The 19,793-nt window shown below is 67.3% G+C and carries 17 protein-coding genes; 8 read left to right on the top strand and 9 right to left on the bottom strand.

Features of this window, described 5'->3' with window-relative positions:
- The first annotated feature begins 64 nt into the window (after positions 1-64).
- From DFLDMN_RS18550 to DFLDMN_RS18535, 4 genes are all read left to right on the top strand, one after another.
- Positions 65-1,279, top strand: a complete 1,215-nt coding sequence (locus tag DFLDMN_RS18550) for a serine hydrolase domain-containing protein (protein WP_423198473.1) — start codon at positions 65-67, stop codon at positions 1,277-1,279.
- A gap of 68 nt (positions 1,280-1,347) precedes the next feature.
- Positions 1,348-2,079 (top strand): maleate cis-trans isomerase family protein, encoded by a 732-nt coding sequence (locus tag DFLDMN_RS18545; RefSeq protein ID WP_423196322.1) that lies wholly within the window; start codon positions 1,348-1,350, stop codon positions 2,077-2,079.
- 28 nt (positions 2,080-2,107) lie between these two features.
- Complete coding sequence (hydA, locus tag DFLDMN_RS18540) at positions 2,108-3,526, top strand: dihydropyrimidinase (protein WP_423196321.1); 1,419 nt, start codon at positions 2,108-2,110, stop codon at positions 3,524-3,526.
- A 27-nt stretch (positions 3,527-3,553) separates the two neighbouring features.
- Positions 3,554-4,291: an aspartate/glutamate racemase family protein gene (locus tag DFLDMN_RS18535; protein WP_423196320.1), complete on the top strand. Its 738-nt coding sequence runs from the start codon at positions 3,554-3,556 to the stop codon at positions 4,289-4,291.
- A gap of 24 nt (positions 4,292-4,315) precedes the next feature.
- Here DFLDMN_RS18535 and DFLDMN_RS18530 read toward each other — a convergent pair whose 3' ends face one another.
- From DFLDMN_RS18530 to DFLDMN_RS18510, 5 genes are all read right to left on the bottom strand, one after another.
- Positions 4,316-4,747, bottom strand: a complete 432-nt coding sequence (locus DFLDMN_RS18530) for an NUDIX hydrolase (protein WP_423196319.1) — start codon at positions 4,745-4,747, stop codon at positions 4,316-4,318.
- Positions 4,748-4,872: 125 nt separating this feature from the next.
- Positions 4,873-5,886 (bottom strand): chemotaxis protein CheB, encoded by a 1,014-nt coding sequence (locus tag DFLDMN_RS18525; RefSeq protein WP_423196318.1) that lies wholly within the window; start codon positions 5,884-5,886, stop codon positions 4,873-4,875.
- Positions 5,887-5,950: 64 nt separating this feature from the next.
- Positions 5,951-6,328, bottom strand: coding sequence for a hypothetical protein (locus tag DFLDMN_RS18520; protein ID WP_423196317.1), 378 nt, complete (start codon positions 6,326-6,328; stop codon positions 5,951-5,953).
- Between the two features lie 331 nt (positions 6,329-6,659).
- Positions 6,660-7,595 carry a manganese catalase family protein gene (locus DFLDMN_RS18515; protein ID WP_423196316.1) on the bottom strand — a complete coding sequence of 312 codons (936 nt, stop codon included), beginning with the start codon at positions 7,593-7,595 and terminating at the stop codon, positions 6,660-6,662.
- A gap of 206 nt (positions 7,596-7,801) precedes the next feature.
- A complete protein-coding gene (locus DFLDMN_RS18510) occupies positions 7,802-8,155 on the bottom strand; it encodes a c-type cytochrome (RefSeq protein ID WP_423198472.1) in 354 nt (117 codons plus the stop codon).
- A gap of 230 nt (positions 8,156-8,385) precedes the next feature.
- Here DFLDMN_RS18510 and DFLDMN_RS18505 point away from each other — a divergent pair, with 230 nt between their 5' ends.
- The gene (locus DFLDMN_RS18505; protein ID WP_423196315.1) at positions 8,386-8,799 is read left to right on the top strand and encodes a hypothetical protein; all 414 of its coding nucleotides are present in this window, start codon (positions 8,386-8,388) and stop codon (positions 8,797-8,799) included.
- A gap of 40 nt (positions 8,800-8,839) precedes the next feature.
- Here DFLDMN_RS18505 and DFLDMN_RS18500 read toward each other — a convergent pair whose 3' ends face one another.
- Both DFLDMN_RS18500 and DFLDMN_RS18495 read right to left on the bottom strand, forming a co-directional pair.
- Positions 8,840-9,310: a DUF1854 domain-containing protein gene (locus DFLDMN_RS18500; RefSeq protein WP_423198471.1), complete on the bottom strand. Its 471-nt coding sequence runs from the start codon at positions 9,308-9,310 to the stop codon at positions 8,840-8,842.
- A gap of 4 nt (positions 9,311-9,314) precedes the next feature.
- Positions 9,315-11,615 (bottom strand): ABC transporter ATP-binding protein, encoded by a 2,301-nt coding sequence (locus DFLDMN_RS18495; RefSeq protein WP_423196314.1) that lies wholly within the window; start codon positions 11,613-11,615, stop codon positions 9,315-9,317.
- A gap of 457 nt (positions 11,616-12,072) precedes the next feature.
- Between DFLDMN_RS18495 and cphA (DFLDMN_RS18490) the strand changes: the two genes are divergently transcribed.
- The 3 genes from cphA (DFLDMN_RS18490) (at position 12,073) to DFLDMN_RS18480 (ending at position 17,889) form a co-directional block, all read left to right on the top strand.
- A complete protein-coding gene (gene cphA / locus DFLDMN_RS18490; protein ID WP_423196313.1) occupies positions 12,073-14,718 on the top strand; it encodes a cyanophycin synthetase in 2,646 nt (881 codons plus the stop codon).
- Between the two features lie 28 nt (positions 14,719-14,746).
- Positions 14,747-17,317, top strand: a complete 2,571-nt coding sequence (cphA, locus tag DFLDMN_RS18485; protein ID WP_423196312.1) for a cyanophycin synthetase — start codon at positions 14,747-14,749, stop codon at positions 17,315-17,317.
- An 80-nt stretch (positions 17,318-17,397) separates the two neighbouring features.
- Positions 17,398-17,889 carry an SRPBCC family protein gene (locus DFLDMN_RS18480; RefSeq protein ID WP_423196311.1) on the top strand — a complete coding sequence of 164 codons (492 nt, stop codon included), beginning with the start codon at positions 17,398-17,400 and terminating at the stop codon, positions 17,887-17,889.
- 89 nt (positions 17,890-17,978) lie between these two features.
- Here the strand turns inward: DFLDMN_RS18480 and DFLDMN_RS18475 are convergent, their stop codons facing one another.
- Both DFLDMN_RS18475 and DFLDMN_RS18470 read right to left on the bottom strand, forming a co-directional pair.
- Positions 17,979-18,638: an amino acid ABC transporter permease gene (locus DFLDMN_RS18475; protein WP_423196310.1), complete on the bottom strand. Its 660-nt coding sequence runs from the start codon at positions 18,636-18,638 to the stop codon at positions 17,979-17,981.
- A gap of 180 nt (positions 18,639-18,818) precedes the next feature.
- Positions 18,819-19,628 carry a transporter substrate-binding domain-containing protein gene (locus tag DFLDMN_RS18470; protein ID WP_423196309.1) on the bottom strand — a complete coding sequence of 270 codons (810 nt, stop codon included), beginning with the start codon at positions 19,626-19,628 and terminating at the stop codon, positions 18,819-18,821.
- Positions 19,629-19,793: the final 165 nt, after the last annotated feature.

Raw genomic sequence — 19,793 nt, 5'->3', positions numbered from 1 at the left:
TAACCGGTGCCGCGCCGCGGCACCGCATACCGTCCATCGACCGCAGGAGAATGCCATGAAACCAATGTCGTTGATCGCCACGGCGCTGATCGCCGCCGGTGGCGCCTTGCATGCCATCGCGGCCACTCCATATGCCACTCCATATGCCACCGCACCGGGTGGCAAGCCGGCCACCGCCGACGGCATCCCGCTGGCGCAGCCCGAGGCCCTGGGCGTCGATTCCACGCGGCTGGTGGCCCTGTCCGAATGGATCCGCCGCGACCAGCTCGACGTACGCAGCCTCCTGATCGTCAAGGATGGCAAGCTCGTGTTCGAACGCTACGGCGATGGCCTGGCGCGCGACTACCACCACGAGTTGTACTCGGTTACCAAGTTCATCAGCGCGCTGCTGGTGGGCACGCTGGTGGGCGATGGCAAGCTGGCTGCCACCGATGCGCCGGCGTCCAGGCTCGCCGCGACCCGTCCGGACCTTGCGCCCGCGCTGGCGGACAAGCAGCAGATCCAGCTGCGCCATCTGATGTCGATGTCGAGCGGACTGTCGTACCGCCTCGTCGAAGGCACCGACACGCTGTACTACGGCGTGCCCGACCGGCTCAAGGTAGCGGCAGCGGCCAGCGTGCGCACCACGCCCGGCACCGAGTTCGACTATATCGACGTCAACCCGATACTGGTCGGCGCCACCATCGGCGAGGCGGCCGGCATGCCCGAGCAGCAGTACGCCGCACAGCGCCTGTTCCGGCCGCTCGGCATGTCGCACTTCCGCTGGGACGGCGTCGACGGCAAGGGCGCGGTGTCGGGTGGCTGGGGCCTGCGCCTGCGCGCGATCGACATGGCGCGGCTGGGCATGCTGATGCTCGACCAGGGCCGCTGGCATGGGCAGCAGATCGTGCCCGCCGCATGGATCGCGCAGATGACCACGCCCTCGGGCCCGGCCCGCGACTACGGCTACTACTGCTGGGTCAACAACATCGTAAAGTCGGAGCGCGAGTTCAGCGCGATGGGCTACAAGGGCCAGTTCATCACCGTCCTGCCCGCGCAGAACGCGGTCATCGTGATGAACAGCATCATGTCCACCGAGGGCGGCCTGCGCGATGCGAAGTACCTCGACCTGTATCGCCGGATGGTCAATGACTACGTGCTGCCCGCGCTGCAGGCCGGCCATACCGTCAAGCCCGATGCCAGCCGTGCGGCCGCGCTGCGCAAGGAACTGGCACTGGCGCGCGCCAGCCGGGGCGTGCCGGGCACCCAGCTCGCTTTCAACGACAAACCCGAGCAGTAGTCCCCCTCGCAACACTCCCGCGAGGCACCGCACCCCAGACGGTGCCCGCTCACTCCCGAGAACAAACCATGAGCAAGCAGATTCGTCTTGGCATGCTGACCCCCTCTTCCAACACCGCGCTGGAACCCATCACCAGCGCGATGGTGAGCCGCCTGCCCAACGTCAGCGCACATTTCTCGCGCTTTACGGTCACCGAGATCTCATTGCGTGACCAGGCCCTGGGCCAGTTCGACCTCGAAAAGATCCTGGCCGCCGCCCGCCTGCTGGCCGACGCGCGCGTCGATGTGATCGCCTGGAACGGCACGTCGTCCGGCTGGCTCGGCTTCCATCACGACCAGTCGCTGTGCAGGCAGATCACCGAGGCCACCGGCATTCCGGCCACCACCTCGGTACTGGCACTGAACGACATCCTGGAGAAGACCGCCGTGCGCCGCTTCGGCCTGGTCACGCCGTACCTGGCCGATGTGCAGCAGCGCATCATCGCCAACTACCAGCGCAACGGCCTCGACTGCGCCACGGAGCGCCATCTGGGCCTGCATGTGAATTACAGCTTTGCCGAAGTCACGGCGGACACCATCCGCACGATGGTGCGCGAGGTGGCCGCCACCGGCGAGGTGCAGGCCATCTCCACGTTCTGTACCAACCTGCACGCGGCGCACCTGGCGGAGGAACTGGAAGCCGAAACCGGCATCCCGCTCTACGACACGATCTCCACCGTGGTGTGGAAGTCGCTGCGCCTGGCCGGTGTGGATACGCGGGCGCTGACGGGCTGGGGCCGCCTGTTCCGCGAAGTCGAGTAACCCTTCTTTTGCCTCGGAGGACCGGACCATGCCCGCACCCCATACCCTCGACCTCGTGATCCGCCATGCCGATGTGGTCACGGCGTCCGACCGCTTTCGCTGCGACATCGGCGTCCGGCACGGCAAGATCGTGGCGCTTGGCCACGATCTGCCGCCCGCGCGGCAGGAGGTGGACGCCACCGGGCTGCTGGCGCTGCCCGGTGGCGTCGATGGCCATTGCCACCTGGACCAGCCGATGCCGGACGGCATGCGCATGGCCGACGATTTTTTCACCGGCACGCGCGCCGCGGCCTGCGGCGGCACCACCACGGTCATCCCGTTCGCGGCGCAGGAGAAGGGCCACTCGTTGAAGGCGGCGGTGGCCGACTACCATCGCCGCGCCGCGGGGCGTGCCGTGATCGACTATGCGTTCCACCTGATCGTGTCCGACCCGACGCCCGCGGTGCTGCAAGACGAACTGCCCGCACTGATCCACCAGGGCTACAGCTCGTTCAAGGTCTACATGACCTATGACGACCTCAAGCTGTCCGACCGCGAGATGCTCGAGGTGCTCGACGTCGCGCGCCGCCATCAGGCGCTGGTCATGGTGCATGCCGAAAACGCCGACTGCATCTCGTGGCTCACCGACAAGCTCACCGGCGAAGGCCGCATCGCGCCGCGCTTCCATGGCCTGGCCCGCCCAGCCGTGGTGGAACGCGAAGCCACCCATCGCGCGATTTCGTTCGCGGAGCTGGTCGACGTGCCGATCCTGATCGTGCATGTCTCGGGCAAGGAAGCGATCGAGCAGATCCGCTGGGCGCAGGGCCGCGGCCTGAAGATCCTGGCCGAGACCTGCCCGCAGTACCTGTACCTGACCGCCGACGACATGGGCCTGCCCGGCGACGGCGGCTACGAAGGCGCCAAGTGCGTATGCAGCCCGCCGCCGCGCGATCCGGAAAACCAGGCGGCGGTCTGGCGCGCACTGGCCAATGGCGTGTTCAGCGTGTTCTCGTCGGACCACGCGCCGTTCAACTACGACGATCCCGAGGGCAAGAAGCTGGGCGGCACGACCCAGCCGTTCGACCATATTCCCAACGGCGTGCCCGGCATCGAGACCCGACTGCCGCTGCTGTTCGATGGCGTGCAGCGCGGCAGGCTGTCGCTGCATCAATTCGTCGAGCTGACCTCGTACCGGCCCGCCAGGGTCTATGGCTTGTATCCGCGCAAGGGCACCATTGCCGTGGGCGCCGATGCCGACATCGTGCTGTGGGATCCGTCGCGCAAGGTACGCATCGCCAACCGTCATCTGCATCACGCCGTGGACTACACGCCATATGAAGGCATCGAAGTCACCGGCTGGCCGATGACGACGTTCTCGCGCGGCGACATGATCGTGCGCAATGGCGAATATCTCGAACCCGCCGCCGGGCGCGGCAACTTCCTCGAGGCGGGACAGCCCGAGCTCTGAGGCGCGCGCACGCAACTGCTACCTCCCATGAACCTTCTGATCGTCAATCCCAATATCAGCGGCTCGGTCACCGACCTGATCCAGGCCGAGGCCCGGCGCACCGCGGCGCCGGACACCCGCATCACGATGGCTACCGCGAGTTTTGGCGTGGCCTATATCGAAACCCGCTTCGAGGCGCTGGTCGGCGGCTACGCCACCGCCTGCGCGGCCGCAGAGCATGCCGGCAGCTTCGACGGGCTGGTGGTCGCCGCGTTTGGCGATCCTGGCCTGGCCGGGCTCAAGGAGTTGTTCGATGTGCCCGTGGTGGGCATGACCGAGGCCGCATTGGCCAGCGCGTGCCTGCTGGGCCAGCGCTTTTCGATTATCGCGATCTCGCATCGGATCGAGGCGTGGTACCGCGCATGCGTGGCCGCCAACGGGCTGGCCGGGCGTCTGGCGAGCATCCGCTCGTTGCAGTCGCCGCTGCGCGATATCGGCAGCGTTCAGCAGGACCATGCGGTCAGGCTGGAGGCGCTGAGCCTGCAGGCCGTGCATGAGGACGGCGCCGACGTGATCATCGTGGCCGGCGCCCCGCTGGCGGGCCTGGCGCGCTCGCTGCAGGGCAGGATTCCGGTGCCGGTGGTCGATGGCGTCAGCAGCGCCGTGCTTCATTGCGAGTCACTGGTCGCGTTGCGACCGGGCAGTGCGCGCGCGGGTAGCTTTGCGCGGCCGCCGCAAAAGCCGAATGCCGGCCTGCCACCCGCGTTGACTCGGTTGCTGGACTAGGCCGGTGGCGCGGACCCGTGCGGGTCACTCTCCGGCCAGTGCCAACGCGTTGCGCACGATTTGCCGGGTGGTCGGGCTGATGGCCAGGTCCGTGAGGTTGCCGCTGGCGAGCCAGCGGCAATGGGCGATCTCGTTGCGCGGCGTGGCACGCGCCAGTTCGTCCAGGCGCGTCATGAACACATAGTGCAGCGTGGTGGCTCCCGTAAATTCAAACAGGAACGTGAGTTTGCGGGCCTTGATGCCGGTCTCCTCGAACAGTTCCCGTCCTGCCGCATCGGCAGGGCTCTCGCCCTTGTCGGGCCGACCGCCGGGCAGCGCCCAGCGCAATTCGTCCTTGGAGACCAGCAATATCCGGTCTTCCCGCGTACAAATGACGGTGGCTCTCCGCTTGGCCTTCGCATGCGCATCCGTCTTTGTCTTCGTGCTCGTTGTCGACATATCCATGTAGTCAGTCATCTTCCTGTCAGCGGGCCCACGCGCGACCGTATGCGCGGGCCTTTGTACTATATCGGTCAACACCCCCCCAATGCTGACGCGGGCGAGTGAGAATTTCGCGGGCGGCCAGGGCGAATCTGACTTGTCTAGTCAGACAACGCCTGCTCCAGGATCGACAGCACCCGCTCGCACTGGCGTACGCGTGACGCCTCGATGTGGAATCTCTCCTGGTCGCCGGCAAGCCTTGCCTCGTGCGCGCGCATGCGCGCCAGCATGGCCTTTTCCTTCTGTATGCGGATGGCATTCCAGACCGCGTCCTCCGCCACCTTGTCCGCGCTGCTGCTCAGCGTCAGCGCGGAGAAGGCATGGCCGGTATGGCAGCGAAAGCGCAGCGGATGCGCATCGCGCAACTGCCACATGGTGCCGCCGCACTCGGGGCACGTCAGGGGCACGCGCGCGCCGATCGTGTCGAGCATGTCGAACCCGGCGTGGCTATGCGCGCCAATCGAGGTTTCGGTCCCCAGCGCACCCAGATCCCGTTCCATTGCTGCGTCTCCCCTGGATGTTGCATCGGCCGCCGCGCCGGTCGCGTCGGTGTCAGGCGACGCCGAGACCAGCTCCACCAGCGTCGCGGCCAGTGCCCGCGCCGGCACCACCGTGCCACCGCCCGCGGCCGCAAGCGCGGCGGTTGGCATCGAGCGCGCGTCGGCATCGGCCGGGTCCTGCACCACGGCGCAGCCGCCATAGGCGCGTACAAAGGCCAGACCTGCTGCGCCGTCGTCGAGGTCACCGCTGAGAATGCAGCCCACCACGCGCTCGCGCAATGCCACGGCCGCCGAACGAAACAACGGGTCGATCGCGGGGCGCGAGAAATTCTCCTTGGGGCCGCGCGACAACTGGATCGACTCGCGCGTCACCGTCATATGGCAATCGGGGGGCGCCACATAGACCCGTCCCGTCTCCCAGGTCTCGCCGTCGCGCGCGAAGGTGGCCGGCACAGGACCCCATGACGTCAGCAACTCCGCCAGTTGCGTAGGATGTTTGCCGATATGCAGCACCAGAAAGACCGCGGCCTGGAGCCCGCCCGGCAGGGCGCCGGCCAGCTGGCGCAGCACGGCAAAGGCCCCTCGCGAACCGCCCAGCACGATGACATCTCTCATGGCGTCCCCTTGAGCTCCGCACAGCAGGGCACACGCACCGTCCGTGCCAGACCGTGCGGGCGGCTCAGCGCGCCTTGGTGTCGGGCGGACTGGTCTGGTCGATGGTGGCGCCGCCCGTACCCTTGCGCGGCCGGCCATTGAGGCCGCTGGTGGGACCCTTGCCGGCGGCGTCGGCAGGCGCGCGGTCCCGCTGGGCGCCGCCAGGCAGTCCCGCGCGAGTGCCCGGCTCCGGCGGCATGTCGGCCGGCCCCTTGCCGAGCCCGCCGGGGTTGTTGGCGCCCCTGGCCGCCGGCGCGCTGCCGGGCGCGGAAGGGCCGACGATGCGGCTGTCGCGCGCACCGTAGTCGGCGCGATTGCCCGGTGCCTGCCCCAGCGCGCCGGCGCTCCACAGCGCGCCGATCATGGCGGCTGCGAGCCAACGTGTGCATGGTCTGGTGTCCATGGTGCGATCCTCCAGTCTGTTCCGGGCCACTCGTGCAAAAAACGCACCGGGCGGCAAGGCGTGCCCGCCGGGGTTGTTACCGGGTTGTTGCCGGGTGGTCGCGGCGTGGCCAGGGGTGTCGCGGTTGTAGGTTTGCGATGCAGTCGTTACCGCACGGCGCCGTTTGATGCCGGCGCCGTGCGTGCGCATCAGATGGCGCCGATGAGGGAAAGAAAGCCGCCCACCACGATCGTGAGCCCTGCCAGGAGCCGAACCGGATGCAGGTGCCAATGGTGGTGGGCGGTGTCAACCAGCGGTGTGACGGCCTGGCGCGGTGACATGATGCGCCGCGCTAGCCGAGCTCGCCGCGCGGTTTCGCGCCAGCAGCGCTACCGCGGTCCATGTTGTCGCCGGTCTCGTCTGCCATGTCCCCACGGCCGAGGTCGGCGCCCGTGACGGGATCGCTGCCGATATCGGACTGCAGCCGTGTGGCCATCGACGCAAGCGTGTCCTGTTGCTGGCTGGGCAGCGTGACCTGCGGCATGCCGTCGCCACCGTCCACCGCCGGTGGCGGATCCTCGACGAACACGAAATTGCTGTCGGCATTCCAGGGGCCACGCATCGCCTCGCCCTGCGACATCTTGAAGTAGACGTTGGCAAACTTCGGATCGACCGCGGTCTTTCCCGGCGGGAAATTGGGCGTAATGGAGTACAGCGCCTTCTCGAACGACTGCTGGTGCGAGACCTCGCGCGTCATCAGAAAGCCAAGCGCCTCGCGCACGTCGGGATCGTCCGTGACGTTCATCAGACGCTCGTAGATCAGCTTCGCACGCGCCTCGGCGGCGATATTCGAGCGCAGGTCGGCCGTCGGTTCGCCGATGGTATCGATATACGCGGCCGTCCATGGCACACCGGCCGAATTGACGAGGGCCGGACCGCCGCCATAGAGCACCTGGGTGACGTGGCTGTCGTTACCGGGGCCCGAGAGCGCGCGATAGAGCTCCGCCTCTTGCTGGATGCCTTCCGCGAGTTCGCCCTTGGCGCCGCGGTTAAGCATGGCGATGATCGAGCCGATGACTTCGAGGTGGCTCAACTCCTCCGTGGCGATATCGAACAGCATGTCCTTGCGGCCGGGGTCCTCTTCGGCCAGCGCCTGAGTGAAGTAACGGCAGGCGGCTGCCAGTTCCCCTTGCGGCCCGCCGAACTGCTCCAGCAGCAGGTTGGCCAGGCCGGGATCGGGCCGGGACACGCGTACGGTGTATTGCAGTCGCTTGTTGTGCAAAAACATGATCCATCTCCCATGGTTGTTGTGGAACGGCAGGCAAGACTGCCGCCGCAACAACCATGCCGCCCCCTGGCCGTGTGCGAATGCAGGGCACATGTGATACCCCGTGCCCTGCACGGGGCGATCTGGCGGAAACGGGCCGGCGGCGCGCGCGCAATTCGTACAGCGTGTCGCACCGGAACTGCAAAGACGCTACCGTGATGCGCGCGCTACGGGAAGGTGCGCAGATAGGCCAGCAGATTGTCGATGTCCTCGTCGCTGCGCAGGCCCCAGAACAGCATGCGGTTACCCGGCACGACCTTGCCTGGCGACCTCACGAAGGCGCGCAGCGTGTCGTCGTTCCACACCACGCCCGACGCTTTCATCGCGTCGGAATAGCGGTAGTCGGCGGTGCTGCCGGCCTTGCGGCCGAAAATGGCGTTGAGCTGGGGGGCAAAGCCGCCGCGCGCGTTGGGTCCGACGCGATGGCATGAGGCGCATTTGCTGGCGAAGACGCCCTGCCCGGCCTGAGCGTTACCTGCAGGACCGGTGGCGGGCATGGCGCTGGCGGCGCCCGCCGGCATGGCGGCGCCGGCCAGGCTGGCCAACAGGACGAGACGGGAGAGGGGGAAGCGAGGCATGACGCGATTCTATCCGCCCGGCCCGGTTGTCGGCCCGGTTGTCGGCACCGGTTGTCGGCACCGGCGGTCGGCGTCGGCAGTCGGCATCGGCGGTCGGCACCAGCAGCCAGCACCGGCGGGCGGCTACAATACCGCATCCTATTCCGCCCAAGCCGCCCAAGCCGCGCCCTGCCATGTCCGACTATCCCCGCTTTACCATCAATCGTTGCGCGATCGTCCTGGTCCCGCAACAGCCGTTTCTCGACTGGATCCTGGCCGTCGATCCCGAGCCGATCGAAACACTGACGCTGCAGGACGTGCGCGACGACGAGAGCGTCTTCCTGGTGCCGGCCGACTTTGCCGACTCCACCGATCATGCGGTGCAGTGGGTGGAGCAACGGTGGCGCCAGTTCTTCGAATTCATGCTGGGCGAGTGGTTCACCGATGAGCTGTGGCCGGACACCTTGTCGCTCGACATGTTCCGCGCGTGGTTCGCGGTGCAGTTTCATTCGGCGGTATGGGACATGGCGCCGGAGACCGAAGTGATGCACGAGGACTGGGAAGAGGACGAGGACGACGAGGACCAGGCCCCGTCGTTCCTGCACTGAGCGTCCTGCACCGGGCGCCCATCCGCGGCGCCGCTTCCCCTCAGAGGAAGCGGTCCAGGATCTTGCGGCTGGGCTTGTCGAGCGCGAGGAGGTCGCGGATCAGGTAGTGAATGCCATGGCTGTCGGCAATCAGCAGCGTGCTGCCCGAGAGCCGGCGAATATCTTCTTCGCCACGCAGCACCAGCGTGGTCTCGCCGCGATTGGTCTTTACCGTCCACATGCTCGGCGTGGCAAACGTCGACACCGCGACGATACGCTCGATCTCCGGCATGAATTCGCGGCTGGACAGTTCGGCCTCGATCAGCGCGCGCACGTCGGCCGGCAAGGCCGCGAGGCGCGGAATCCAGGCCAGTTCGCGCCCGTCGGTGCTCACCATGCCGACGCCGTCCTCGGGTGCGGCAATCGGAAACGCGCGCACCGGCACCACGCCCTCGTGGGCGGTGCCATCGGCGAGGGTCATGACGAGGCGACCAAAGCGGTTGCGCGTCAGGCTGAAGTCGATGGCGGACATCTGGTCATTGTGCATTGGCGGCCTCCACGGCTTCGAGCGACGCACCGTCGCTGATGACGTCCTCGGCGTCGACGTTACGCGCCTGCGCCTGATATAGCTTGTAGTAAGCCCCTTCCCTGGCCAGCAGCTCGTCGTGGCTGCCGACCTCGACGATGCGGCCGCGATCCATCACCACCAGCCGGTCCGCCTTGCGCAGCGTGGAGAGCCGGTGCGCAATGGCGATGGTGGTACGGCCCTGCACGAGGTTGTCGAGCGCCTTCTGGATTTCCTTCTCGGTCTGGGTATCCACCGACGAGGTGGCTTCGTCGAGGATCAGGATGCGCGGATCGATCAGCAGTGCGCGCGCAATCGAGATGCGCTGGCGCTCGCCGCCCGACAGTGCCTGCCCGCGTTCCCCCACCAGCGAATCGTAGCCGTGCGGCAGGCGCAGGATGAATTCGTGCGCATGCGCGGCGCGCGCCGCCGCGACAATCTCTTCGCGCGTGGCGTCAGGCTTGCCGTAGGCGATATTGTCGGCAATCGTGCCGAAGAACAGGAAGGGCTCCTGCAGCACGAGGCCGATATGGCGGCGATACTCGGATACCGGCAGCGAGCGGATATCGATGCCGTCGACGCGGATGGCACCTTCCGACACGTCGTAGAAGCGGCAGATCAGGTTGACCAGGGTGCTCTTGCCGGAGCCGCTGTGCCCGACCAGACCGATCATCTCGCCCGGCGCGATCGCCAGGTCGAGGCCGCGGATCACCGCGCGATTGCCGTAGCGGAAGCCGAGGTCGCGCATCTCGATGGCGCCCTGCACGTTGGCCAGGTGGGCGGGACGCACCGGCTCCGGCACGCTCGAGACGTGGTCGAGAATATCGAAGATGCGCTTGGCGCCGGCCGCGGCCTTCTGCGTGACCGAAACGATGCGGCTCATCGAATCCAGACGCGTATAGAAGCGGCTGATATAGGTCAGGAACGCTACCAGCACGCCGACCGTGATGGCGCTGTGGGAGACCTGCCAGATGCCGAAGATCCAGACCACCAGCAGGCCGACCTCGGTCAGCAGGGTCACGGTCGGCGTGAACAGCGACCACACCGCGTTGACGCGGTCGTTGACGGCCAGATTGTGGCGGTTGGCCTCGCGGAAGCGCTCGACCTCGCGCTTTTCCTGCGCAAACGCCTTGACCACGCGGATGCCGGGAATGGTATCGGCCAGCACATTGGTGATTTCGGACCAGATCCGGTCGATCTTCTCGAAGCCATGCCGCAGGCGGTCGCGCACCAGATGGATCATCCACGCGATAAACGGCAGCGGCACCAGCGTGACCAGCGCCAGCCACGGATTGATCGAGATCAGGATGATCGCGGTCATGACGATCATCAGCACATCGGTGGCAAAGTCCAGCAGGTGCAGCGACAGGAAAACGCAGATGCGATCGCTTTCGGAGCCGACGCGCGCCATCAGGTCGCCGGTACGCTTGCCGCCAAAGTATTCAAGCGACAGTTTGAGCAGGTGCTGGTAGGTGGTGGTGCGCAGGTCGGCGCCGATGCGCTCCGACACGCGCGCCAGCAGATAGGTACGCGCCCAGCCCAGGCCCCATGCGGTCAGCGCCGCGCCCAGCAGGCCGGCCAGATAGAGCTTGACCAGGTCATAGTCGATCGGCACGCCGTTCTGGAACGGAATCAGTACCTTGTCCATCAGCGGCATGGTCAGATACGGCGGCACCAGCGTGGCGGCGGTACTGAGCAGCGTGAGCAGGAAGCCGGCCAGCAGCTCGAAGCGGTACGGCCGGGCAAAGCGCCACAGGCGCAACAATGCCCATGTCGACGGCGGGGTTTCAAGGTCGCGGCTGCATTGCGGGCACGGGTCGTCGCCGGGCGGCAGCGGCGCCTTGCAGGTCGGGCAGACGTCGTCCTCGCTGGCGGCGGGCGCGTGGCCGGTGGCCAGCAGTTCGCGCCGGGCCTCGAACTGGTCCGCCAGGCGCAGCGCCTCGGGATTGTAACCAAGCGTATAGCGCCAGCGCGCCAGACGACCGTTGCCGTCCTGCAGCTCCAGCGTGCCGACACCGGCATGGTCGCCATGGATCAGTTGCAGTCCGGGCGCAATCGGCCAGCTGGTCACGACGGTAGTGCCGGGGGCGCGTGCCAGCAGGCGCCGATCGGTCACAACCAGCCACCCTTGGGTAAAATGCAGCCTTTCGTCCAGATCCAGTTCGAGGCCGGCCAGGAAAGTCTCCCCGGACTCGAGGGCGGTGCCGATTTCGGCGCCCCAACGGCCAGGCGGGCCGGACGACGGAGGGGCGGACTGGGAAAGCTGGGTCATTATGGCGAGAAACGGTTGCGAGAAGCGGTTGCGAGAAGCGATTGCGAGAAGCGGTTGCGCGAAGCGAGTGGCGAGAAACGTAAGAAACGCGTCACGTACGCGTGAACAACGCAAGAAAATACGCGTGTAAGCCGCGGAAGAAACGTCCGCATTTCGTCCAGAATGGATGGCAGGCGGACATAACTTGATACAAATTGGCGCGGGCGGCGACTGGCGGCCCGCAATTTTGCCCGCAAGTATACATAACCGAAACATACGGGTGCGCCTGCTGCAGTGCACCAGGCATCCAAGGGTCCCGGGCGCCGACGACAAGTCGATGCCCGCAGCGTCAACGTACGAATCGTTGTAACGTTATTGAAAGGTCAGGCTACCATTCCGGGCGTTCGCCCACGCTGCAAGCATCTCGGCCACTAGCCGCCTCTGCCATCAAAAGCACCAAGCACCACAAGCTAATTCAATGAAAAAGAAGGACATTGAGATTTTCGATGTCATGTCGCTGCGCGGCCCGAATATGTGGACATATCGGCCGGTGCTGGAGGCATGGGTCGATATCGGGGAGCTGGAGGAGTTTCCCTCCAACAAGATTCCGGGGTTCTACGAGCGCCTGTCGACCTGGCTGCCGACGCTGATCGAACATCGCTGCAGCTACGGCGAACGCGGTGGCTTTCTCAAGCGGGTGGAGGAAGGAACCTGGCCCGGCCACATCCTCGAACACGTGACCCTCGAACTGCAGAACCTGGCCGGCATGCCCGGCGGCTTCGGCAAGGCGCGCGAGACGCCGGTGCGCGGCGTCTACAAGGTGATCGTGCGGGCCTGGCATGAGGACGTCACGCGTGCCGCGCTGTTTGCCGCGCGCGATCTGGTCATGGCGGCCATCGAGGACCGCCCGTTCGACGTGCCCGCCGCGGTGGACCACCTGCGCCGGCTGGTCGACGAGCATTGCCTCGGCCCCAGCACGGCCTGCATCGTCGATGCCGCCGACGACCGCGACATTCCCTCCATCCGACTCTCCGACGGCAATCTGGTTCAACTCGGCTACGGTGCGCGCCAGCGCCGCATCTGGACCGCCGAGACCGACCGTACCAGCGCGATCGGCGAAAGCATCTCGCGCGACAAGGACCTGACCAAGAGCCTGCTCCAGTCGTGCGGCGTGCCGGTGCCGGAAGGCCGCATGGTCGAGAGCCCCGAGGATGCGTGGGAGGCCGCCAACGATATCGGTCTGCCCGTGGTGGTCAAGCCGTACGACGGCAACCATGGCCGCGGCGTGTTCACCAACCTGGTCACGCGCGAGGAAGTGGAAACCGCGTACGCGGTGGCGATCGACGAAGGCAACGGCGTCATCGTCGAGCGCTTCGTGCCCGGCAACGAGCACCGCCTGCTGGTGGTCGGGGGCCGCGTGGTGGCCGCCGCGATGGGCGAGACCGCGAGCGTGGTGGGCGACGGCAAGTCGACCATCGACGAACTGATCGAGCTGCAGATCAACTCCGATCCGCGCCGTGGCAGCACGGAGGACCATCCGCTCAACCGCGTGCGGCTGGACTCGGCGGCACGGCTCGAACTGCGCCGCCAGGGCCTGGAAGACGGCAACTCGGTGCCGCCCGCGGGCAAGACCGTGCTGATCCAGCGTAATGGCAATGTCGCGTTCGACGTGACCGACCGCGTGCATCCGAGCGTGGCCGCCCATGCGTCGCTGGCCGCGCGCGTGGTGGGCCTGGACATCGCCGGCGTGGACCTGGTGGCCGAGGATATCTCGCGGCCGCTGGCGGACCAGCGCGGGGCGATCGTCGAGGTCAACGCCGGGCCCGGCCTGCTCATGCATATCAAACCCGCCGACGGCACCCCGCGCCCGGTGGGCCATGCCATCGTCGAGCACCTGTTTCCGCCCGCGCGCGACGGCAAGCCCGACGACGGCCGCATTCCGGTAGTCGGCATTACCGGCACCAACGGCAAGACGGTGGTCGCGCGCCTGGTGGCGCGCCTGCTGCAGCTGACCGGCCGGCACACCGGCCTCGCCTGCAGCGACGGCCTGTTCCTCGACCGTCGCCAGGTGGAGACCGGCGACCGTGCCAACTGGGAAGCCGGCCATCGCATCCTGATGAACCGCGCCGTGGAAGCGGCCGTGTTCGAGAACGACAGCGGCGCCATCCTGTCGGAAGGCCTGGTCTACGACCGCTGCCAGGTCGGCGTGGTAACCAACTTCGACGAACCCGACCACCTCGGCGACTACTACGTCGAGGATGCCGACCGCATGTACAACGTCATGCGCACGCAGGTGGACGTGGTGCTCAAGGACGGCGTGGCCGTGCTCAACGCGCGCGATCCGCGCGTGGTGGAGATGGCGGAACTGTGCGACGGCGACGTGATCTTCTTTGGCCTGTCCGCCGACCTGCCCGCGCTGGCCGCGCACCGCGCCGCCGGCAAGCGCGCGGTGTATGTGCGCGACGGCAAGGTCGTGCTGGCCACCGGTGCCAGCGAGACCGCGCTGACCGAGGTTGCCGCGATTCCGCTGACCTACGCGGGCCGCGTGGCGTTCCAGGTGGAGAACGTGCTGGCGGCGGTGGCCACGGGCTGGGCGCTCGGCATTTCGCACGACCTGATCCGCGCGGGCATCGTCACCTTCGACGTGGGCCAGGTCGATGTGCCGGGCCGCTTCACGCTGTTCGAGCGCAACGGCGCCACGGTAATCGTCGACGACGCGCACAACGCACCCGCGCTCGCAGCGCTCGGTGCCGCGCTGGAGCGCTTTCCGTCGGAGCGCCGCATGCTGGTGTTCGGCGCCGGCGTGCAGCGCCGCGACGAAGACCTCGTGCGCCAGGGCAAAATCATCGGGGCCACGTTCGACCGCGTGTTCCTTTGCGAGGACCACAGCGTGCGGCGCGACCTGCCCGACACGGAAGCGCGCGCGCTGTTGCGCCAGGGCCTGTACGAAGGCCGCCGGGTGACCAAGATCATCGACGAAGGGTCGCGCCGTACGGCGATCGAGTCGGCGCTGTCGCAGCTGGTGGCCGGCGACCTGCTGGTGATCCAGTGCGACGAAGCCGCGACCGAATCGGCCGTGGAACTCGTGCACCAGTGGATGGGGCGCAACGGCCGCCGCGGCTGACCTCGAAGAACAACGGAAAACGCTTTCTATGGAAGTCTCTCGCATCCGGGCCCTGCGCGGTCCGAATCTCTGGTGCCGTCATACGGCGATCGAAGCGATCGTCGCGTGCTCGGACGCCTCGCATCTGCAGGCCGCGAGGCCGGGCTTTGAAGACCGCCTGCGCGCACGCTTCCCGGGCATCGGCCCGCTGCGTCCCGACGACGAGGCCGGCTCGCCCTCGATGGCGCATGCGCTTGAAGTGGCGGCGCTGGGACTGCAGGCCGCCGCCGGTTGTCCCGTCACGTTCAGCAACACCGCGCCGACCCTGGAGCCCGGCACCTACCAGGTGGTGGTGGAATACAGCGAGGAAGACGTCGGCCGGCTGGCCTTCGACCTCGCGGAAAAACTTTGCCTGGCCGCGCGCGACGACCTGCCGTTCGACCTCGACGATGCGCTGCACCGGCTGCGCGAACTCGACGAGGACGTGCGCCTGGGGCCAAGCACCGGTTCGATCGTCTATGCGGCGGTGGCGCGCGGGATTCCGTATCGACGCCTGACGCAGGGCTCGATGGTGCAGTTTGGCTGGGGCAGCAAGCAGCGCCGCATCCAGGCCGCCGAGACCGATATGACCAGCGCGGTATCGGAGTCGATCGCGCAGGACAAGGAACTGACCAAGAACCTGCTGCACGCCGCCGGTGTGCCGGTGCCGCGCGGCCGTTCGGTGCGCAGCGCCGAGGAAGCCTGGGCCGCCGCGCAGGAAATCAATGCGCCGGTGGTGGTCAAGCCGCGCGACGGCAACCAGGGCAAGGGCGTGGCGGTGCGCATCCGCACGCGCGAGGAAGTGATGACGGCGTACGAGGTGGCGTCCGATATCTCGTCGGACGTGATCGTCGAGCGCTATATCCCCGGCCACGATTTCCGCCTGCTGGTGGTGGGCAAGCACCTCGTGGCCGCCGCGCGGCGCGATCCGCCGCAGGTCATCGGCGACGGCACGCATACCGTGCGCCAGCTGGTGGACGAAGTGAACCGCGACCCGCGCCGCGGCGAGGGGCATGCCACCTCGCTCACCAAGATCCGCTTTGACGATATCGCGCTGGCGGTGCTGGCCAAGCAGGGCCTGACCGCCGATTCCGTGCCGGCGAAGGGCACGCGCGTGGTCCTGCGCAATAACGCCAACCTTTCCACCGGTGGCAGCGCAACCGATGTCACCGACGACGTGCATCCCGATATCGCCGCCCGTGCGGTGGCGGCGGCGCAGATGGTGGGCCTCGATATCTGCGGCGTGGACGCGGTGTGCGAGACCATGCTCAAGCCGTTCGAGGAACAGGCCGGGGGCATCGTCGAGGTCAACGCGGCGCCGGGCCTGCGCATGCATCTGCAACCGTCGTACGGCAAGGGACGCGCGGTGGGCGAAGCCATCATCTCGACCATGTTTGCCGATGGCGACGATGGGCGCATCCCGGTGGTGGCGGTGTCCGGCACCAACGGCAAGACCACCACGGTGCGGCTGATTACCCATCTGCTGGCCGCGAGCGGCCTGCGCATGGGCATGACTGGCACCGATGGCGTCTATATCCGCGGCGAGCGCATCGACACCGGCGATTGCAGCGGCCCGCGCAGCGCGCGCAACGTGCTGCTGCACCCCGACGTGGATGCGGCGGTGTTCGAGACCGCGCGCGGCGGCCTGCTGCGCGAGGGCCTGGCGTTCGACCGCTGCGATGTGGCGGTGGTGACCAACGTGGGCGAAGGCGATCACCTGGGACTGTCGTATATCAGCACCGTGGAGGACCTCGCGGTACTCAAGAGCGTGATCGTGCAGAACGTGGCGCCGCACGGCATGGCGGTGCTCAACGCGGCCGACCCGATGGTGGCGCGCATGGCCGATGCCTGCCCGGGTTCGATTACCTTCTTTGCGCACGATCCGGGGCTGCCGGCGATGGCGCTGCACCGCGCGCAGGGCAAGCGGGTGGTCTTCGTCGATGGCGACCATATCGTGGCATCCGAGGGCGAGGCCCAGGTACGCATCGCGCTGGCCGACGTTCCGCTCACGCGCAACGGCAGCATCGGCTTCCAGGTGGAGAACGCGATGTCGTCGGTGGCCGCGGCCTGGGCGCTCGGCATCGACTGGGCGGTGATCCGCCGCGGGCTCGCCACCTTTGTCAACGACGCGGCGACCGCGCCGGGGCGCTTCAACGTGTTCGACTACAAGGGCGCCACGCTGATCGCCGACTATGGCCATAACCCGGACGCGATCCAGGCGCTGTGCAATGCGGTGGAGACCATGCCGTCGAAGCGCCGCGTGGTGGTGATCAGCGGCGCCGGCGACCGGCGCGACGACGATATCCGCCGGCAGACGCAGATTCTGGGCGGCGTGTTCGACCACGTAGTGCTATATCAGGACCAGTGCCAGCGCGGCCGCGAGGATGGCGAGGTACTGGCGCTGCTGCGCGAAGGCCTGCAAGGCGCGCCGCGCGCGCACCATGTGGAGGAAATCCGCGGCGAGTTTCTCGCCATCGATACCGGTCTGGCGCATTTGCAGCCCGGCGATCTCTGCCTGATCCTGGTGGACCAGGTGGAAGAAGCGCTGGCGCATATCGCCAGCCGGATCGCGCAGGGCTGAGGCCGCCACCGCCACAACCGGGCATCCGTCAGGGCTGGCGCCCCGGCGGGGCCCCACCCTTGACAGCCGAGGCAGAAGCCATGCAAACCCCGCAGACCGTCGTCGTTACCTATATCGCGGCCTCACCGGAGCAGGTCTGGCAGGCGCTGACCGATCCCGCGCTGAGCGTGCAGTATTTCTTTGGCCGCCGGGTCGAGTCGGACTGGCAGGTCGGCAGCCCGTTCGTGCTGCGCATGGACGATGGCAAGATCGACTCGCAAGGGGTGGTGCTGGCATGCGAGCCGCCCTACCGGCTCTCGGTGACCTGGCGGGTGGAATGGCTGGAAGCATTCCGCACGCTGCCCGAGGTCGTCGTCACCTGGCAACTCGACGCGCTCGGCGAGGCGGTGCGGCTGACCGTCAGCGAGACGCATCAGGAGCCGGTGGACGAGCAGATCCTGCAGGGCGGCCGCAATGGCTGGCCGCTGATCCTGGCCGGACTCAAGACCCTGCTGGAGACCGGCCGGCCACTGCGGGTGGAGACCCCTCGCCCACCGCCCGCGCCGCAATCGTCAGGCGTCGGCGATCGGTGATGCGCGGAGGCAATCAGGCGCCGAGGCAATGATGCGGCGAGGCAGCGCGGTGAGGAGACAGTGAGGGGCGCGCGGGCGCCGCGGCGCCTTCAATGACGGCCCGGCAACGACAGCCGGCGCTCGAGCCCACGTTGCAATACCGACAGCCCTGTGCTGAGCACCCAGTAGATGACCGCCACCGCCAGGTATAACGGCAACGGCTGATAGGTGGCGGCGATGATCTCCTGCGCCGTGCGCAGCAGCTCGGTCACGGTGATCACCGAGACCAGCGACGTATCCTTGACCAGGCTGATCAGGCTGTTCGACAGGCTCGGCACCGCCAGCCGCAGCGCCTGCGGCCCCACCACGTAGCGCAAGGTCTGCCCGCGCGTCAGCCCGAGGCTATACGCTGCCATCCATTGCCCGCGCGGAATGCCGAGAATCGCGCCGCGCATGCTCTCCGACAGATAGGCGCCCACATTGAGGCTCAGCGTCAGCACCCCGGCCGGCGTGGGTTCCAGCGCGATGCCGATGCCCGGCAAGCCGTAATAGACCACGAAGATCTGCACCAGCAGCGGCGTGCCGCGCATGATGCTGACGTAGATCCGCGCCATCGTCTTCAGCACCGTCGCGTGGCTGATGCCCATCAGCGCCACCCCGATACCTATCACGAGCCCGAACACCATCGACAGCACGGCGAACTTGAGCGTGAGCAAGGCGCCCTGCAACAGCACGGGCAGCGAGTCGGCAACGAGCGTGAGAGCGGACATGGGGCGGGAAATGAACGTGATCGATCGCCGCGATCATACGTGACCCCGCGCCGGCGGGCCACGGCCACGCACGAGGCCCGGCGCCGGGGGAGCCGGGGCGTCCGGAAGCAAGGCCAGGAAGTCGGGCCCTTTGCCCCTACCCCTTCGCTTGCCCCTGGCCCGCCAGGGCCTCGCGGCGCGTTACTTCAACGGCTTGGTCACGTCCGAGCCGAACCACTTGTTGGACAGCCTGGCCAGCGTGCCGTCCTTGCGCAGGTCGTCCAGCGCCTTGTCGATGGCCTGCGCGAACCTGGGGTTGTCCTTGCGGAACGGGATGGCGACTTCGGAGTTGGCCCCCTGCACCACCGCGCCCGGGCGCAACGGCAGGTTGGCGTTCTTGATCAGATAGTTGACCATCAGGCGGTCGTTGAGCGCGGCGTCCACGCGCTGGGCGGCAAGATCGCGCAGGTACTCGGGCGCGCCCGGGTAGGTCTTGACATCGATGCCCGGCACCGACTTGGCCAGCTCGTTGTAGTTGCTGCCGAGGCTGACGCCGAGCTTGTGCCCCTTGAGGTCTTCGAGAGACTTGAATTCGCGCTTGTCATCCTTGCGCTGGATCAGCTGCGCGGCCGAGTAGACGTACGGCGTGGAGAAGTCGAGCGCCTGCTTGCGCTGCGGGGTGACCGAGACCTGGTTGACGATCACGTCGAACTTGCCCGACTGCAGGCCCGCAATGATCGCGCTCCATTCGGTGGTCACGAACTCCGGTTTGACGCCCAGCTTGCCGGCCACGGCGCGCGCCACGTCGACATCGAAACCTTCCAGCTCGTTCTTCGCGCCGCGAAAGCCAAACGGCGGATAGGTGCCCTCGATGCCGATCTTGAGCACGCCCGCCTGCTTGACGCTATCGAGCAGGTCGGCCGCGCTTGCGGCGGCGGCGGTCAGGCCAGCGCCGGCGAGCAGCGCGGCGGCCAGCAGGGGCTTGAACCAGCCAGTACGAATCGATCCCATATCTTCTCCAGTGAGTGGTAGTTGTGTGCGGACGGCCGCCTCTCATGAAGGCGCCCGCCCTTTATTGTGCCCATCGTGGCCCGCTAGAAGGCTACAGCGGGCTCAACACTACCGCAAACACTATCGAAAGCGAAATAACGATCCATCATGGCTATATAACCGCCC

It is taken from the genome of Cupriavidus sp. H19C3 (genome assembly GCF_049393815.1).
Taxonomy (GTDB): domain Bacteria; phylum Pseudomonadota; class Gammaproteobacteria; order Burkholderiales; family Burkholderiaceae; genus Cupriavidus.
This window is presented reverse-complemented; position numbering and strand designations above follow the sequence as displayed.

What these genes read in the sequence shown, in the direction of transcription:
- DFLDMN_RS18510 (WP_423198472.1), bottom strand. Translation starts at nt 8,155, where the DNA reads ATGCCGGCGGGCGCCGCCAGCGCCATGCCCGCCACCGGTCCTGCAGGT.
- DFLDMN_RS18530 (WP_423196319.1), bottom strand. Translation starts at nt 4,747, where the DNA reads ATGACTGACTACATGGATATGTCGACAACGAGCACGAAGACAAAGACG.
- hydA (WP_423196321.1), top strand. Translation starts at nt 2,108, where the DNA reads ATGCCCGCACCCCATACCCTCGACCTCGTGATCCGCCATGCCGATGTG.
- DFLDMN_RS18475 (WP_423196310.1), bottom strand. Translation starts at nt 18,638, where the DNA reads ATGTCCGCTCTCACGCTCGTTGCCGACTCGCTGCCCGTGCTGTTGCAG.
- DFLDMN_RS18495 (WP_423196314.1), bottom strand. Translation starts at nt 11,615, where the DNA reads ATGACCCAGCTTTCCCAGTCCGCCCCTCCGTCGTCCGGCCCGCCTGGC.
- DFLDMN_RS18535 (WP_423196320.1), top strand. Translation starts at nt 3,554, where the DNA reads ATGAACCTTCTGATCGTCAATCCCAATATCAGCGGCTCGGTCACCGAC.
- DFLDMN_RS18525 (WP_423196318.1), bottom strand. Translation starts at nt 5,886, where the DNA reads ATGAGAGATGTCATCGTGCTGGGCGGTTCGCGAGGGGCCTTTGCCGTG.
- DFLDMN_RS18550 (WP_423198473.1), top strand. Translation starts at nt 65, where the DNA reads ATGTCGTTGATCGCCACGGCGCTGATCGCCGCCGGTGGCGCCTTGCAT.
- DFLDMN_RS18505 (WP_423196315.1), top strand. Translation starts at nt 8,386, where the DNA reads ATGTCCGACTATCCCCGCTTTACCATCAATCGTTGCGCGATCGTCCTG.
- DFLDMN_RS18545 (WP_423196322.1), top strand. Translation starts at nt 1,348, where the DNA reads ATGAGCAAGCAGATTCGTCTTGGCATGCTGACCCCCTCTTCCAACACC.
- DFLDMN_RS18500 (WP_423198471.1), bottom strand. Translation starts at nt 9,310, where the DNA reads ATGTCCGCCATCGACTTCAGCCTGACGCGCAACCGCTTTGGTCGCCTC.
- DFLDMN_RS18520 (WP_423196317.1), bottom strand. Translation starts at nt 6,328, where the DNA reads ATGGACACCAGACCATGCACACGTTGGCTCGCAGCCGCCATGATCGGC.
- DFLDMN_RS18470 (WP_423196309.1), bottom strand. Translation starts at nt 19,628, where the DNA reads ATGGGATCGATTCGTACTGGCTGGTTCAAGCCCCTGCTGGCCGCCGCG.
- cphA (WP_423196313.1), top strand. Translation starts at nt 12,073, where the DNA reads ATGAAAAAGAAGGACATTGAGATTTTCGATGTCATGTCGCTGCGCGGC.
- cphA (WP_423196312.1), top strand. Translation starts at nt 14,747, where the DNA reads ATGGAAGTCTCTCGCATCCGGGCCCTGCGCGGTCCGAATCTCTGGTGC.
- DFLDMN_RS18515 (WP_423196316.1), bottom strand. Translation starts at nt 7,595, where the DNA reads ATGTTTTTGCACAACAAGCGACTGCAATACACCGTACGCGTGTCCCGG.
- DFLDMN_RS18480 (WP_423196311.1), top strand. Translation starts at nt 17,398, where the DNA reads ATGCAAACCCCGCAGACCGTCGTCGTTACCTATATCGCGGCCTCACCG.